The 15,005-nt window shown below is 70.6% G+C and carries 17 protein-coding genes and 1 tRNA gene; 8 read left to right on the plus strand and 10 right to left on the minus strand.

The features are described 5' to 3' along the window. Positions 1 to 100 precede the first annotated feature (100 nt). Positions 101 to 565 carry a GatB/YqeY domain-containing protein gene (locus ACIOMQ_RS06020; RefSeq protein ID WP_401262415.1) on the minus strand — a complete coding sequence of 155 codons (465 nt, stop codon included), beginning with the start codon at positions 563 to 565 and terminating at the stop codon, positions 101 to 103. A 79-nt stretch (positions 566 to 644) separates the two neighbouring features. Here ACIOMQ_RS06020 and ACIOMQ_RS06025 point away from each other — a divergent pair, with 79 nt between their 5' ends. Together ACIOMQ_RS06025 and ACIOMQ_RS06030 are read left to right on the plus strand one after the other, a co-directional pair. After that, positions 645 to 1,583, plus strand: a complete 939-nt coding sequence (locus ACIOMQ_RS06025; protein ID WP_362193317.1) for a metallophosphoesterase — start codon at positions 645 to 647, stop codon at positions 1,581 to 1,583. A 101-nt stretch (positions 1,584 to 1,684) separates the two neighbouring features. After that, positions 1,685 to 1,758: transfer RNA gene (locus tag ACIOMQ_RS06030), tRNA-Pro, on the plus strand. Between the two features lie 541 nt (positions 1,759 to 2,299). Here ACIOMQ_RS06030 and ACIOMQ_RS06035 read toward each other — a convergent pair. From ACIOMQ_RS06035 to ACIOMQ_RS06045, 3 genes are all read right to left on the minus strand, one after another. Then, the gene (locus tag ACIOMQ_RS06035) at positions 2,300 to 2,620 is read right to left on the minus strand and encodes a hypothetical protein (RefSeq protein ID WP_401262410.1); all 321 of its coding nucleotides are present in this window, start codon (positions 2,618 to 2,620) and stop codon (positions 2,300 to 2,302) included. Next, positions 2,611 to 2,880 (minus strand): hypothetical protein, encoded by a 270-nt coding sequence (locus ACIOMQ_RS06040; protein WP_402188063.1) that lies wholly within the window; start codon positions 2,878 to 2,880, stop codon positions 2,611 to 2,613. Before ACIOMQ_RS06040 ends, ACIOMQ_RS06035 begins: the two co-directional genes overlap by 10 nt. 118 nt (positions 2,881 to 2,998) lie before the next feature. Continuing rightward, a complete protein-coding gene (locus ACIOMQ_RS06045; protein ID WP_362193308.1) occupies positions 2,999 to 3,247 on the minus strand; it encodes a hypothetical protein in 249 nt (82 codons plus the stop codon). 73 nt (positions 3,248 to 3,320) lie between these two features. Between ACIOMQ_RS06045 and ACIOMQ_RS06050 the strand changes: the two genes are divergently transcribed. Continuing rightward, positions 3,321 to 5,090, plus strand: coding sequence for a TIGR02679 family protein (locus ACIOMQ_RS06050; RefSeq protein WP_402188065.1), 1,770 nt, complete (start codon positions 3,321 to 3,323; stop codon positions 5,088 to 5,090). Positions 5,091 to 5,315: 225 nt separating this feature from the next. On the opposite strand, the gene ACIOMQ_RS06055 is transcribed toward ACIOMQ_RS06050, so the two are convergent. Continuing rightward, on the minus strand, positions 5,316 to 5,555 hold the full coding sequence (locus tag ACIOMQ_RS06055; protein ID WP_362193303.1) for a hypothetical protein: 240 nt from the start codon (positions 5,553 to 5,555) through the stop codon (positions 5,316 to 5,318). Positions 5,556 to 5,620: 65 nt separating this feature from the next. Between ACIOMQ_RS06055 and ACIOMQ_RS06060 the strand changes: the two genes are divergently transcribed. Continuing rightward, positions 5,621 to 5,779, plus strand: a complete 159-nt coding sequence (locus ACIOMQ_RS06060; RefSeq protein WP_362193300.1) for a hypothetical protein — start codon at positions 5,621 to 5,623, stop codon at positions 5,777 to 5,779. 65 nt (positions 5,780 to 5,844) lie between these two features. On the opposite strand, the gene ACIOMQ_RS06065 is transcribed toward ACIOMQ_RS06060, so the two are convergent. Continuing rightward, positions 5,845 to 6,348 carry an FBP domain-containing protein gene (locus ACIOMQ_RS06065; RefSeq protein ID WP_362193297.1) on the minus strand — a complete coding sequence of 168 codons (504 nt, stop codon included), beginning with the start codon at positions 6,346 to 6,348 and terminating at the stop codon, positions 5,845 to 5,847. A 352-nt stretch (positions 6,349 to 6,700) separates the two neighbouring features. Here ACIOMQ_RS06065 and ACIOMQ_RS06070 point away from each other — a divergent pair, with 352 nt between their 5' ends. Beyond that, positions 6,701 to 6,874, plus strand: a complete 174-nt coding sequence (locus ACIOMQ_RS06070; protein ID WP_401942305.1) for a hypothetical protein — start codon at positions 6,701 to 6,703, stop codon at positions 6,872 to 6,874. Between the two features lie 597 nt (positions 6,875 to 7,471). Further along, positions 7,472 to 8,278, plus strand: a complete 807-nt coding sequence (locus tag ACIOMQ_RS06075; protein WP_362193291.1) for an SGNH/GDSL hydrolase family protein — start codon at positions 7,472 to 7,474, stop codon at positions 8,276 to 8,278. A 331-nt stretch (positions 8,279 to 8,609) separates the two neighbouring features. Here the strand turns inward: ACIOMQ_RS06075 and ACIOMQ_RS06080 are convergent, their stop codons facing one another. Continuing rightward, positions 8,610 to 8,999 (minus strand): nuclear transport factor 2 family protein, encoded by a 390-nt coding sequence (locus ACIOMQ_RS06080; protein WP_401262399.1) that lies wholly within the window; start codon positions 8,997 to 8,999, stop codon positions 8,610 to 8,612. Positions 9,000 to 9,052: 53 nt separating this feature from the next. Beyond that, entirely contained in the window at positions 9,053 to 9,889 is an 837-nt protein-coding gene (locus tag ACIOMQ_RS06085) for a class I SAM-dependent methyltransferase (protein WP_402188068.1), read from the minus strand. Positions 9,890 to 9,960: 71 nt separating this feature from the next. Between ACIOMQ_RS06085 and ACIOMQ_RS06090 the strand changes: the two genes are divergently transcribed. Both ACIOMQ_RS06090 and ACIOMQ_RS06095 read left to right on the plus strand, forming a co-directional pair. After that, positions 9,961 to 11,910, plus strand: coding sequence for a S9 family peptidase (locus tag ACIOMQ_RS06090; RefSeq protein WP_402188070.1), 1,950 nt, complete (start codon positions 9,961 to 9,963; stop codon positions 11,908 to 11,910). A 94-nt stretch (positions 11,911 to 12,004) separates the two neighbouring features. Continuing rightward, a complete protein-coding gene (locus tag ACIOMQ_RS06095; RefSeq protein ID WP_401942297.1) occupies positions 12,005 to 12,871 on the plus strand; it encodes an SURF1 family protein in 867 nt (288 codons plus the stop codon). Positions 12,872 to 13,042: 171 nt separating this feature from the next. Here ACIOMQ_RS06095 and ACIOMQ_RS06100 read toward each other — a convergent pair whose 3' ends face one another. Together ACIOMQ_RS06100 and ACIOMQ_RS06105 are read right to left on the minus strand one after the other, a co-directional pair. Then, positions 13,043 to 14,224 carry a hypothetical protein gene (locus ACIOMQ_RS06100; RefSeq protein ID WP_362193278.1) on the minus strand — a complete coding sequence of 394 codons (1,182 nt, stop codon included), beginning with the start codon at positions 14,222 to 14,224 and terminating at the stop codon, positions 13,043 to 13,045. 107 nt (positions 14,225 to 14,331) lie between these two features. Next, positions 14,332 to 14,907 carry a SigE family RNA polymerase sigma factor gene (locus ACIOMQ_RS06105; RefSeq protein ID WP_362193749.1) on the minus strand — a complete coding sequence of 192 codons (576 nt, stop codon included), beginning with the start codon at positions 14,905 to 14,907 and terminating at the stop codon, positions 14,332 to 14,334. Positions 14,908 to 15,005: the final 98 nt, after the last annotated feature.

The following is a 15,005-nucleotide window of genomic DNA, read 5'->3' on the forward strand; positions in this document are numbered from 1 at the left end:
CCGTACAGCTCACGCACATGAAGGTGGGGCGCTCCGGATCGGGAGAAATTCCGATCCGGGGCGCCCCACCTTCATGTGTCCTCTTCGTAGGTGCCCGGCCTCAGCCCGCCAGGAGCTTCTTCACCGCAGCGGCCACCCGGCCGCCGTCCGCGCGCCCCGCGACCTTCGGGTTCACGATCTTCATGACGGCGCCCATCGCCCGCGGCCCCTCGGCCCCCGCGGCCCTGGCCTCCTCCACGGCGGACGCCACGATCGCGCCCAGCTCGTCGTCGCTCAGCTGCTTCGGCAGGTACGCGTCGAGAATCCCGCCCTCCGCCTTCTCACGCTCGGCCTGCTCGGTCCGGCCGCCCTGGGCGAAGGCCTCGGCCGCCTCGCGGCGCTTCTTCGCCTCCTTGGCGATCACCTTCTGCACCTCGTCGTCGGAGAGCTCGCGCGCCGTCTTGCCGCTGACCTCCTCCTTCGTGATGGCGGTGAGGGTCAGCCGGAGCGTCGACGAGGTCAGCTCGTCACGCGCCTTCATGGCCGTGGTGAGGTCTTCCTTGAGCTTGGACTTGAGCGTGGTCATGTGCTGATTGTGGCAGGTGCGGGGCATCCGCCGCCCGCCGGTTTTCTTCCCGACGCACGGTGTCTGCGACGATGGGCGCATGCGCGCACGCTACGGAGTACCCCTGAAAGTCACGGCAGTCGGCGCAGCGGTCGGCGCAGCCGGCCTCGCCTACGCCGCCGGATTCGAGGCCCGCTCGTTCCGCCTGCGGCGGGTGGCCGTCCCCGTACTCCCGCACGGGGCACGCCCGTTGCGCGTACTCCAGGTCTCCGACATCCACATGGTGAGCGGCCAGCGCAAGAAGCGCGCCTGGCTGCAGTCGCTGGCCGGCCTGCGTCCGGACTTCGTCGTGAACACCGGCGACAATCTCTCCGACCCCGAGGCCGTACCCGAGCTGCTCGACGCGCTCGGCCCGCTGATGGAGTTCCCGGGCGTGTACGTCTTCGGCTCCAACGACTACTACGGCCCCAAGCTCCGCAACCCCGCCCGCTACCTCTTCGAGAAGGTCCAGGGCAAGCACGGCCTCAACGGGAACGCCCCCGCGGTCGGCGTCGTCCACAACCCGTGGGAGCCGATGCGCGACGCCTTCGACGAGGCGGGCTGGGTGGGCCTGTCCAACACCCGCGGCCGCCTCAAGACCGACGGCCTGGAGATCGCCTTCACCGGCCTGGACGACCCGCACATCAAGCGCGACCGCTACGCGGAGGTGTCGGGCGGCCCCGAGACGGGCGCCGACCTCTCCATCGGCGTGGTCCACGCCCCCTATCTGCGCTCCCTCGACGCCTTCACGAGGGACGGCTACCCCCTGATCCTGGCCGGTCACACCCACGGCGGCCAGCTCTGCATCCCCTTCTACGGGGCCCTGGTCACCAACTGCGACCTGGACACGGACCGGGTCAAGGGCCTCTCCACCCACTCCGTCGAGGACCGCCGCGCCTACCTCCACGTCTCCGCGGGCTGCGGCACCAACCGCTACACCCCGGTCCGCTTCGCCTGCCCGCCCGAGGCGACCCTGCTGACCCTGACCCCCCGCGCCTGAGCGCCCACGGCCCCCTCGCCCTCAGCTGCACATAAACCGGATTTCGTCTGCGGGCGCGGGTGGGCTAAAGTAATCGATGTCGCCGGGACACCGGTGACGATCGGGGTGTAGCGCAGCTTGGCAGCGCGCTTCGTTCGGGACGAAGAGGTCGTGGGTTCAAATCCCGCCACCCCGACAGCTGAAACACCAGGTCAGGGGCCTGATCCACTCAGTGGATCAGGCCCCTGAGTGGTTCCTGGAGATTGTTTGGGAGAAATCTGGGAGAAGATCTTGGTCGGCTTCTCCCGGCACGCGATCACCGCGTCATCATGGTGATCGTCGCTCATCACATCTCACACCTGCGCGTTTGCGAATCCGGACGCCGTTTGCCTGCGGCGCGGTGACGGACTACTGGCGGGTCGGTGACTGAGCCGTACTTTCCGTCCTCGATCTTGTAACGGCCACGCCAGTAGCCGGCACACTTCTCCGCGTACTCCGCGGGTACCTCTCTTCTGTCGTGTGGGGTGCGCTGGGCAGCTGGAGCGCATTGCGACGTGAGCAGCCGGTGTGGCGGCCATCGCCGACGCCGTGGCAAGACAGGCCACGTCTCCCAGGACTGCCACCCCCCGCGCAGGAGCAATTTCGTACGCCGGCACCGTTCTTCGTCGCCTCGTCGCTCCGTCGCTTCGTCGCTCCGTCGCTTCGTCGCTCCGTCCGAGATTCGGGGTCTCACTCAGTCATCGTGACGGTTGCGGCTGCTCGACGGAGGGAGCGGAACGGTCGGGATCCAATGCCTTGGCTTCCTGCGGATGCGCCATCTCGGTGGTGGCCGTGTTCTCGTCGGCGTGGAGGCGGATGGTTGAGCCAAGTGGCAAGCACAGCACGAGGATTCCGCCGGCCATGGCCAGTGCGAAGCTCCACAACCCCATCATGAGTGCGATGAAGAGGTGGAAAAGGAGACCGGCGCCCGGGGTCCACCAACGCAACCGCTGTGGAAGCAGCAGGGAGACCGCCAGCGAGCCTTCGATCACGAGGGGAAGCCAGGTCATCAGTGCCACGCCGAGCGCGCTGGTGATGCCTGGTCCGACGAGCGTGTCGAGCCATGGTGCGGGGCCGAAGCCGAGGGCAGTTTGGCGACGGCGGCCCGGAAATAGACGACGACCATCTGCAGGCGCAGCATGATCAGACCGCTGGTGCCGATGAGTGCGAGCAGCCGAGCCGTGAGTGTCTCCGGTATCTGCTCCTGGGGTTGTTCCCAGTGCCAACGGCGCTTGTCTCCGAGCGCCGGCAACACGAAGAGTGCCGAGAGAAGACGCATGGGAAGGGGGCCCTTGACTGGTCGGCGAAGCGCGGGCGCCGTATGCGGAAGCAGGGACGAAGGGCGGCGGGCCGGCCACCAGGCGCCATGGGGCACGGCCCACCGTTTCGAAACGCGATCAGGCCGCGAGGACCTGCGTCAGCTCGGCGATCTGCTCGTCCCGGGTCAGAGGACTCTCGCCCGCTGCGGAGGAGGACCAGAAGTCGAGCGCGTTAACCACGTTGCCGGCCGCCTGAATGTTGACCGCCACCGAGACATTGACCGCGCCGCCCAGGTTCACGGCGACGAGTACGTTGACGGCGAGTACGACGGTGGCGCACTTGCCCGTTCCGATGCCGATGTCGGCGGCCCGCGAACAGAACGCCAAGCAACGCATCGCGAACGCCGCCGGCGCCATCCCAGCAGCAGAACGCGTCCACAGCGAACTCCGCGATCTGCGCGTGCGTGCGGAAGAAGAAGAGAAGCGCCTGCGCGAGGAGCTGGCGGACCAGGAGACGACCGTCATCGACACCGGTCGCACCCTCCGCGAGGCTCTCGACCGCCCGGAGGTCCTCAACGGGGCGGGACTGGACCGGTCCTCTCTGCCCGACCACGTCTCGGACAACCCCGGTTCGGACGTCCGCGACCGCCTGCGCGCGCTGCGCTCACTGGCCGGCACAGTGGAGCAGGCCCTCGGCCGTTCGAGGGGCGAGGTGTCGGACGACACCCTGCTCAAGCGGCACACGGCGCTGCGCGACCAACTGGCGGGCGGATACGACGCGCAGCTTGAGGAACGCGACGGCATCAAGGTGTGCCGCCTGCTCGACGACCACGGTTCCCACGATGTCGCTGTCGTGGGCGAGCGGATCGCCACACAGTCCGCAGAGGCGAGGGGGCGGCTCACCGAGCGCGAGAGCGAGGTGTTCCAGCGGTTCCTGACCGGCGAGCTCGGCGATCATCTCTCCGGACTTCCACCCGCCACACGCGACTGGCTGGCAGGCCCCGGTCTCGCCCGGCTCTGGAGCGCGGTACGCAAACGTCTGGAAGGCAACGGTGTGCAGTCCACCGGCTCCCTCCGGCTGACTGCGGTGAGCGCGCAGGAACGGAACGACCTGTCACTCCTGCTGGGAAAACCCCTCACAGGTACGGCCGTGACCGTGCGGCTCGACGCGCTCGACGCACGCCTGCGCACCTCGGCCGCGGAACTCGGGCTCAGGGAGGTTCTGGAGGAACTCGGCCCGCCCCTCGTCGACCGCCGCGCGGCCCGCGAGGACGACGCGGCACAACGCCGGCACGTGTGGGCTTCGCTCGCCTCGTCTCTCGACGCCTCTCCGCTCGCCGGGCAGGAGTGGACCCGGCAGTGGTACGACGTGCTGCGCCGCACCGGCGTTCCGAGAGGGGTGACGCCCGAAGCGGCAGTGCGGACGCTTCAGCAGGCGGTCCAGGTCCTCACCGTGCTGCTCGATCCGGAACGCACCGGTACGCGGGGCCGAGGAGAGCTCGCCGCGACGGCGACCGGTTCGGCGCACGGCCTGGACGACGGCGCCTGGCTCGCCCGGCTCGTCCACCGCGGCGTCGCCCTGGCCCATGACACCGACCTCCCCACCAACGCGGCCGGCCGGCGTGCGTTGTGGCGGCTGGTCTCCGTCACACCGGACGAGATCTCCAGCACGGTGCTCACCTACGGTCTGCGGCCCACCGGCGAGGGCTGGCGCGAGCAGTCACTGCGAGAGCGGGCTGCCCATCACGCCGAAACCCACCTGACACCGCGCGATCTGCTCGACCTGTCTCTCCAACTGCCCGCCGGAACCACCATCCACATCTGCGAGAACCCGCGCGTGGTGGAAGCCGCAGCCGATGCAGCGTGCGCCAAGCCCCTGGTCTGCACCTCCGGCAGCGCCGCCACAGTGGTCCTCACACTCCTCGACGCCCTCGCCGCCACAGGCTGCCGTTTCGCCTACCACGGCGACTTCGACCGGCCGGGCATCGCGCTGGCCAACCGAATCATCCGTCGCTACGAAGCACTGCCGTGGCGCATGGGCGCCGAGGACTACGAACGCCTCGCCGCTGCCGGCAAGGCGGAAGGCGTGCCTCAACTCCCCCTCGACGGCCGCCCTGTCGACGCGGACTGGGACCAGGGGCTCGCCCCTGCCATGACCGCGCTCGGCGTCGCGCTCCACGAGGAGGCCACGCTCGACCTATTGGTGGGGGACCTGTCGGTTTGGACATAGGAAGCTCTAGGACATGCGACAGCGGCTCTCTGTACGGGCCTGGGTTCTGGGAGCCGACCCGGTGCCTGTGCCCCTGGCCAGCTACGCGAGGCGAACCGCGTCCCTGCTTCTGGCCCTGTGGAAGCGTTCTCGCGGCCGGCGAGATCACCAATCGAGCCTCGGCCTCGTCAGATCGGTCCGATGTGTTGCCGCGCCTGTCGGCGCCGGCCTCGTAAGGCGCGGTCGCTACCTCGGATGGCGGCAGATCCGCGGGAGCCGCGATGACTCGACAGGCCTATCGAGCGACGGGGCCACGTCATGGTGGAGGGCTGGCCCTGATGCATCAGGCATGAGCCGGCGCAGGGCACGGGTTGCGATGTCGGCGAGCGTAGCTCCGATGTCCCCGCCCATGTCGATAGGCAACGTGCCGATGAGGTTGACCTCACGATCGTCCCACTCGTCGACGTGTTCCATGACGAAGTCCACCGCCACAGTCTGCCGACGAGCAAGAAGCAGCAGCTCGCAGGCGCGCACGGCGTCGCGTAGACCGGATGCTTCACACCTGGGTGGCCTTCGCCGCCTCGGGCAGGACGAGCCGGCCGGTCTTCCGCGGTGAGCACGGATACACGCAGACCCTGTCCTCCCGAGCCTGGAAGCGCGCGGACTTCGCGACCGACCACCACTACGCCTTCTGGAAGAACCTTCGGTGATCCGGTGAATGGGCCCGGCCCATGCACCGAATGCAGCCGGGACCCCTCTCGGTCACAGCCGGGGCTCACACCTCGGTGACCTTGGCCACGAAAGCATCCAGGTTGTCCGACATGCGCGCGAGGCGTTCGTCCAGGCTCAGGGACTCCTCGTACCGCCCGGAAGGCAGCTTCGGCTGCCGCTTGCCGCGCACGTACAGGGGGCAGGCGAGGTCTCCGCAGAGGTAGATACCGACCGTGTTGCCCTCGCGACCCCGGGCACCCGCCAGGGGGGCGGCGAGCAGCGAGACCCCGGAGGAGGCGTGGCCCGTCAGGCAGACCTGGCACATGCTGGACCTCATGGCGCTGGTGCGCTTCACGGAGGGTACCCGCAGGGAGACCCCCAGCGGGCCCTGCACCCGGGGCAGCACGAGGTGTGCCCTCAGCGGCGCTCCCGGATCCACCCAGCCCAGGAAGTCCAGGTCGTCCCAGGGCAGTTCTGCGAAGTCGAGCGGCAGTCGAAGCCGCGCCGCATCGCCCTTGGTGCAGTTCACGAAGGATGAGCGGATCTGTTTCTCACTGAGCGGGTCCACGGGCGTCGACGCTACGTCCGCCCCGGACGGCCCGCATCTCAATATTCGCTTGGTACGTCGGTCAGGGCCCGCCCCAGCCCCCCGCCTGAGCGGCCACCACGCCCGGCGGACCGCGGGTCGGGGTACGCCCCGGGGTCGGCCCGTACGCCCCGCGGTGCCCGCCACCCTTGTCATGCACGGCACCGAGGGCCGGGGGCGCGGCCCGCCCCCTGGCGGGAGCCGACGTAAGTGTTCCTGGCAGCAACCACCCGAAATGCACCCTTTGCACGCACATGTGAATCTGGAAGTGGTCCATCGTCCTTGCAGTACCAGATCCGCCAGATCCGCCAGATCCTCTAGAGGAGGCACGATCGTGGGCAAGAAACAGAGTCGGCAGAACCGGGGGGCCCGTACGGGCGGCCACGAACGCAGCGCCGCTCCGGAGACGAAGGAACAGAAGCAGCAGCCACCAGCCGACCCGAACCCGGTGCACTCGATCTCGGAGCAGGTCTCCCACCGGAAGCAGCGGAGGTTCGGCCACAACTGATCCCGTAGATCCACGAAAACCGCCCTCTGCGGTGGCATCCCCGAGCCGGATGCCACCGCAGAGGGCGGTTTTCGTTGCGCGCAACGGCGCGTGTCCGACCAGGGGGAAGGCCACGCGCGCACCCGAGGACGCACCCGCACGCCCGTAGCGAATCGCCTTCGACCACCAGACCGACGCGCGGGGCACTCAGGCCGGGACGGCCGACACCCAGGCCGAAGTGTGCACAGGGAGCGGGCCGGGACAGCCGACGCCCAAGCCGAAGTGCACAGGACCCAGGCCGGGATGGCCGACGCTCAGACCCATGACGGCATGACGCCCATGCATGCACGCCCATGACGGCATGAGACCCGGACGTGCGCGCCCACGAGGGCATGACACCCGGACCTGCGTGCACGCATGCGCACCTGCACGCGCCTCGTGCAGATCCAGGGGCAACCAGAGGTTTATCTACGCGCGGAGCCATGTCGCCCGAACGATCATTCGGGCATATCAGACCGGTTCTTCCGCGGCTATTACCGGCGAGTACCAGTAGCTGCTAGAAACGTGGCGCTCAACCAACCCCCCACCCACCCCCCACACTTCGGAGGGCTGACAGCCATGTCAGTACGGAGATTCTGGGCGTCCGCATCCACTCTGGTCCTCGCCGCCGCGGCCGCTCTGGGCATCGCCCAGCCGGCCTCGGCAAGCTCCTCGGCCGCCGCCGGCGGGTACGTCGCTCTCGGCGACTCGTACTCGTCCGGTGTCGGCGCCGGGAGTTACCTCTCCGACAGCGGCGACTGCCGCCGCAGCACCAATGCCTATCCCTACCTCTGGGCAGCTGCGAACTCACCTTCCTCCTTCGCGTTCGTCGCCTGCTCGGGCGCCACGACGAGTTCGGTGGCCGGCACCCAGCTGGGCGCGCTGAACTCGTCCACCGGCCTGGTCAGCGTCACCGCGGGCGGCAACGATGTGGGCTTCGCCGATGTCATGCAGGACTGCGTACTGTCCAGCGAGGCCACCTGCCTGGGCAGCGTGAACACGGCCGTGTCGCAGATGCAGAACTCGCTGCCGTCCGGCCTCGGTTCGCTCTACGGTTCCATTCGGTCGCGGGCCCCGCAGGCACACGTCGTGGTGCTGGGCTACCCGCGCTTCTACCAGCTGAGCGGCAGTTGCATCGCCGGCCTCTCGGAGAAGGAGCGGTCGGCCATCAACAACGCGTCCGACGTCCTGAACGGGGTCATCGCCAAGCAGGCGGCCAATGCCGGGTTCACGTTCTCCAGCGTGGTGGACAAGTTCACCGGACATGAGCTGTGCTCCGGCGACGCGTGGCTCCACAGCGTGTCGATCCCGGTCTACAACTCGTACCACCCCAAGGCCGCCGGACAGTCGGGCGGCTACCTCCCGGCCCTCCGCTCGGCCGTGTAGGACGCGGACGACGGAGGTGCAGGGGTGCGGCGGACTGCCGGGGATGCTCCGGCGGCCCGCCGCACCTCTGTCGCGTTCAGCCTCCGCCGGCGGCGCCCGGTCCGCGCAGGGTGAGGGCGGTCGCGGCGGCGAGTACGGCAGTGGCCGCGGCAGCCCACCCAGCGGTCCGGTGGCCGCGGCGGCCCACCAGCCGTACCGGTAGCCTCGGCAGCCCACCAGCCGTACCGGGAGTCGTATCGAGCGCCACGGCCCACCGGGCCATCCCCTCGGCCTCCCGTATCCCCGGGCACCCCCGCCCCCTTCGGCCCTTCCGCCCTTCCGCCCTTCCGCCTCAGTACCGCTCCACGAGGTGCTCACGGCCCGCCGGGGGCTCGTACGGCTCTGGCCAGAAGTCGGTGATCCCGCCTATCCGCCCCTCCGTGTCGAACGTGAAGAAGTGAACGGCGTGCAACTCCTGCAGACCGACCGTGAAGAGCGTCCGGACAGCGACCTGCCGCCCCTCCCGGTCGGCCACGACGCGTTCGACCCGGACGCGCCAGTCCCCCGGGTACTCCCGGTTGAACCGCACGTACCGCTCCTTCCCGCGGATGCGTTCGCGCGTCTGCGGCAGGTCGTACAGCACGTCGTCGGCGAGGGTCGCGGCGAAGGCGTCCCAGTCGCGGTGGTCGGCCGCGGTCCAGTACGTCTCCACCGCGGCGCGCAGATCAGCAGTCGTGGTCATGGTTCGAGTCTGAACCCCACCGCTGACAACGGGCCTTGAGTGCCGGCTTCCGGTCAGACGCCGGCCGGCCGCGACGCCTTGATCGAGTACATCAGCGGGATGCGCGGACGGTCGGTGGGGAAGCGGTAGAAGCCGTCGCCCTGCCGTTGCAGCGACGAGAAACGGGCGAAGAGCGAGAAGTCGTGCTCGTGCAGGAACTCGATGCGCAGTCCGGCGGCGGCCAGCGCCGACACCACGTCGCCGATCGGGTGCTGCCATTCGACGCTGCGGTTGTGGACGGTCGGTGCGTCGAAGTCGGCGTACGTGCCCGGTGTCTCGTCCACCCACGCGTCGCGGCTGAAGTAGTCGTGCACGACCTTCGCACCGGTCGAGTCGTCGAGGCAGTCCGTGATCGGGTGGAACTCCGCGAGGTAGAGGAAACCCCCGGGCGCCACGAGCGAAGCCGCCGTCTCGGCCCAGCGCCGGGTGTCGGGCAGCCAGTTCAGCGCGCCGACACCGGTGTAGACGATGTCGTACGACGCGTCGGGGACGGCCTCCACGGCGTCGTGGACATCGGCGGCGACGAACGCCGCCCGGTCCTGGGCGAACCCGAGCTCGCGGGCCAGGCCGCGCGCCGTCCCGACGGCTGGTTCGGAGAAGTCCAGGCCGACGACGCGCGCGGCGCCGTGCCGGGCCCAGGAGAGGGTGTCGACCCCGATGTGGCACTGCAGATGCAGCAGGGACTTGCCCGTGACGTCCCCGACCTCGACGAGTTCGAAGTCGCGCAGGGCGTCCTTGCCCGCGCGGAAGGACTCAAGGTCGTAGAAGTCGCTCACGGCGTGGATGGGCACCCGCTCGTCCCAGCGCGCCCGGTTGGCCTCGTGCCAGTCGGCAGGGGTCGGTGCATACATGCCCGGGAGGTTATCCACAGGCTGAGGGCGATGCGAACGAATTGTCGGCGTTCCGGCGCAGAATGGACGGCATGACTGAGATCACTGGTTCGACGTCCCCCACCGCACCTGCGGCCCTTTCCGCACCGGAGACGGCATCCGAAGCGGCGTCCGGGACGGCACCTGAAGCCGCACCGGAGGCGGCTTCCGCACCGACCGCGACCACTTCCGCACCGAAGTGGGAGCAGCGCTTCCGCGCGCCCCGGGTGTCCTTGCCCGACTGGGCGGAGGACGCGCCGGACCGCTCCCTGTTCGTCTCCAACGCCACGGGCACGTACGAGCTGTACGCGTGGGACCGCGCCACCGGCGAGCAGCGTCAGGTGACCGACCGGCCGAACGGCACGACGGACGGCGTGCTGACACCGGACGGCGATTCGATCTGGTGGTTCAGCGACACCGACGGGGACGAGTTCGGGGTGTGGATGCGTCAGCCGTTCCACGGCGGCGGGGGTGACGAGGCGGTGGACGAGCCGGCGGCCCCCGGCCTCGGTGCCTCGTACCCGGCCGGGCTCGCGATCGGGCGCGACGGTACGGCGGTGATCGGCCGTTCGACCGACGAGGACGGGACGACGATCCATGTCGTACGGCCCGGGACCGCGCCCGTCGAGATCTACCGGCACCGTGAGTCGGCGGGCGTCGGTGACCTCTCGTACGACGGGACGCTGATCGCCCTGGAGCACACCGAGCACGGCGACGCGATGCACTCCGCGCTGCGTGTGGTGCGGCCGGACGGGTCGACGGTCGCCGAGCTGGACGACACCGCGGGCGGTACGAAGGAGCTGGGCCTGTCCGTGCTGGGCTTCGCGCCCGTGGCCGGGGACACCAGGCTGCTGGTCGGGCATCAGCGGCGGGGCCGCTGGGAGCCGATGATCTGGGATCCGATGACGGGCACGGAGACGGATCTCGCAATCGATCTGCCAGGGGATTTGGGCGCCGAGTGGTATCCGGACGCCTCCGCGCTGCTGATCGTGCACGGCTTCGAGGCCCGCAGCGACCTGTGGCGGTACGAGCCGGGGGCCGGCGGTGCTCCCGTCCGGGTGGAGACTCCCGCCGGTTCGGTGTCGGGCGCCACGGCCCGGCCGGACGGCACGGTGGAGTACCTGTGGTCGTCGGCCGCGCAGCCGCCCGTCATCCGGTCCACCTCGGGTGCGGTGGTGCTCGATCCGCCCGGCTTGAAGGCTCCGGCGTCCGTGCCCGTGGAGGACGTGTGGGTGGACGGGCCCGGAGGCCGCGTCCACGCGCTCGTACAGCGGCCCGCCGCCCCGGCCGAGGGGCCGTTCCCCACCGTCTTCGAGATCCACGGCGGCCCGACCTGGCACGACAGCGACGCCTTCGCCTCCGGCCCCGCCGCCTGGGTGGACCACGGCTACGCGGTGGTCCGGGTCAACTACCGCGGCTCCACCGGATACGGCCGTGCCTGGACGGACGCGCTCAAGCACCGGGTCGGCCTGATCGAGCTGGAGGACATCGCCGCGGTACGGGAGTGGGCGGTGAAGTCCGGGCTCGCGGACCCGGCGAGGCTGGTCCTGGCCGGTGGCTCCTGGGGCGGCTACCTGACCCTGCTCGGCCTCGGTACGCAGCCGGACGACTGGGCCCTGGGCCTGGCGGCGGTCCCGGTCGCCGACTACGTCACGGCGTATCACGACGAGATGGAGGCCCTGAAGGCGATGGACCGCACGCTGCTGGGCGGCACGCCGGAGGAGGTTCCCGCACGCTTCGAGGCCTCGTCCCCGCTGACGTACGTCGACGCCGTCCGGGCACCGGTCTACATCTCGGCGGGCGTCAACGACCCGCGCTGCCCGATCCGCCAGGTCGAGAACTACGTGGACCGGCTGAAGGCCCGTGACGCGGTGCACGAGGTCTACCGGTACGACGCGGGGCACGGTTCGCTCGTCGTGGAGGAGCGGATCAAGCAGGTCCGCCTGGAACTCGACTTCGCCCGACGCCATCTGTCCCCGCAGCCTGGCCCGTCCGGCGAGTAGGGATGCCGGTTCCCGGCCCGCCCGGACCAACGCCGCCGGACATCTGTCGGCACCCCGCGCCGGGCGGCCGGAGCGGGGACCGTACCGTGGAGGGGTGTACCGGTTTCTGCTGACCCCACGATGGTGGGGGATCAACCTCTTCGTCGTGCTGGCCATCCCGTTCTGCGTCTTCATGGGTACCTGGCAGCTCGGCCGCTTCGAGGACCGCGTGCAGACGCACGAGGCCGCCGAGAAGCAGCCCGCCCCGGGCACGCGGGCCGCCAAGCCGATCGACGACCTCCTGCCCGTCGACACCGTGACCTCCGGCCGCCCCGCGACCGCCACCGGCCGGTACGCCGACCAGTTCCTGGTGCCCGGCCGGGAGTTGGACGACAAGCGGGGCTTCTACGTCCTGAACCTGCTCCGTACGGACAGTGGCAAGGCCCTGCCGGTCGTGCGCGGCTGGCTGCCCGGAGAGCCCGGCCGCACCACCGTGCCCGCCGCGCCGACCGGCGAGGTCACGGTCACCGGCGATCTCCAGGCGTCCGAGAACGCCGGCACCGCGGGCGCCGACCCGGCGGGCGGGCTCCCCGACGGCCAGCTCGGCATAATCAGCGCCGCGTCCCTGGTCAACCTCGTCCCGTACGACGTCTACGACGCATGGGTGACGCTCCAGGCCAGCGGCGCCACCGGCGCGCTTCGTCCCGTGCCGGCCGCCGCGCCGCAGGGCACCGGACTCGATCTGAAGGCCTTCCAGAACCTCGGCTACACCGGCGAGTGGTTCGTCTTCGCGGGGTTCGTGCTCTTCATGTGGTTCCGGCTGGTCCGCCGCGAGGCCGAAGCGGCGCGCGACCTGAAGCTGGGCCTCGTCTCGGACGCGGACGCGGGGACGGATGCGGGAACGGATGCGGGCGCGGACCGGGCTGCGGACACCCGCCCCGCCGACCCCGACGACCCCGCCGTGAGGGTCGGCACCGTCTAGGCCGTACACATGTGAAGGGGTCCGCCCGCCGAATCGGCCGACGGACCCCCTCAGTCATGCGTCCTGCGTCATACGCCATGCGTCCTGTGCCATGCGCCGTACACGCACACCTCGTCCGGCGTCACGTCACGTCACGTCACGTCACGTCACGTCACGTCACGTCACGTCACGTCACGTCACGGGAGCCAGTACCCCGGTCCGGTAGATCGTGCCCGCGCAGGCGTTGGCGATCTTCGTCTCCGCGACCGGCGCTCCCGCTTCCGGCGTGTGTGTGACGGCGACGCTGCCGTCCAGCGTCCCACCGCCGTCCTCGCTGCCGAGCTGCGGACTCGTGTCAGTGACCCCGTCCGAGGTACCCGCACCCGGGCCGGCGGCCGTGGCGCCACCCGCGCTGTCCGTACCGCCCGTCGGGGTCGGGCTCGGTGAACCTCCGGAGGTCGGGCAGGTGTCCTTCGGTACCCAGGCGAACTTCACCTCGTACGCCATGGAGGGCTTCAGCAGCACCGTCGCCTGCTCCTGCGAGGGGTCGGGCAGCCCGGCCGCGGCGTCGCCCGCCGTGTGCTGGACGACCGTGATCCTGGACGGGTCGGCCGCGCCCATCGCCTGGAATCCCACACTGCCGCCGCTGCTCACCGAGCAGCCCGTGCCGGAGACGTTGGCGATCCGGAAGGTGCCGTACACCGTGCCGTCGGCGCCGGCCGCGCCCGTCTCGGCCGAGGCGACCGAGAGCTGTCCCGGGCCGCAGTTCGGCAGGGCCGCCGCTGCGGAGTCGGCCGGATCGGAGACCCCACCGGCCAGGCCGCCGTCGGTGCCCTGGCCGCGGCTGTCGGACGGGCTGCTCGTGCTCGCGGGGTGGTCCGGGCCGCCGTCGGCCTGTCCGTCGGTGTTGCCGCCGTCGCCCTTCCCGCCGGCCGCCGAGCCGCTCTCGGTGCCGTTGCCGCCCTGCGCCTGCTCGCCGTGCCCGGCTATCGCGGGGTTGGCGGCGTCCGAACCGTCGGAGTTCGCGACATGGACGAAGGCGGGGACGGCCGTGCCGATGAGCAGCGCCGCCGCTGCCATGCCGACGACGGCCTGCCGCCGCCTGGCACGACGGGCGGGCACCGCGCGCTGCAGCCGGTCGAGGGTGCCGTCACCCGGCTCGATGTGCTGGACCGCCCCGCGCAGCATGCGGCGGAGCGCGACCTCGTCCAGATCCGCACCCCCGCCCGGGGCCGCACCCCCGCCCGCGTCCGAGTGCGCACCCGGGTCCGCAGCCGCATTCACCTGCGAGACGCGCTCCGGCCCGCCGTTCCCCGGCCCGCCATTCCCCGGCTCGTAGTTCTCCGGCCCGTCGCGTTCCGGCCCGTCGTTCACAATTCCGTTTCCAGTCCGGTCAATCCGGGGCTCACGCTCGCGGCCGGTCCCGTTCCCGTGGTCGCGGCCGCGCTCGCGGCTGTTCTCGTTCCCGTGGTCGCGCCGGCTCATCCCTGCGCCTCCATCACGACGCGCAGCGCCGCGATCCCACGCGAGCCGTAGGCCTTGACCGAACCCAGGGATATGCCCAGGGTCTCGGCCACCTGGGCCTCCGTCATGTCCGCGAAGTAACGCAGCACCAGCACCTCCCGCTGGCGCCGTTGCAGCCCCCGCATCGCCTTGATCAGCGCGTCCCGCTCCAACTGGTCGTACGCGCCCTCCTCCGCGCTCGCCATGTCCGGCATGGGCTTGGAGAGCAGCTTCAGCCCGAGGATGCGGCGGCGCAGCGCGGAGCGCGACAGGTTGACGACGGTCTGGCGCAGATACGCGAGTGTCTTCTCGGGTTCCCGTACCCGGTTGCGCGCCGAGTGCACACGGATGAACGCCTCCTGCACCACGTCCTCACACGAGGCGGTGTCGTCCAGGAGCAGCGCCGCGAGGCCGAGCAGCGAACGGTAGTGGGCACGGTAGGTCTCGGTGAGATGGTCGACCGTGGTTCCGGCAGCCACGCTCTCCTCAGCGCCCTCGCGCTGCGACGGCAGGCGTGCGGGACGCGCAGCGGGCATGGGCGCGATCACCGGCATGCCGCCGGGCGCGCGGGGCCTTCTGAGCGGTCGCACCGAAGCGCCGCGCAGGGGGCCCACCACTGTGATATCGAGAACCTCTGCCACGCCAGTTGGAC

Origin of the sequence: Streptomyces sp. NPDC087845 (assembly GCF_044742755.1) — a bacterium.
In the GTDB taxonomy this organism is placed as follows: domain Bacteria; phylum Actinomycetota; class Actinomycetes; order Streptomycetales; family Streptomycetaceae; genus Streptomyces.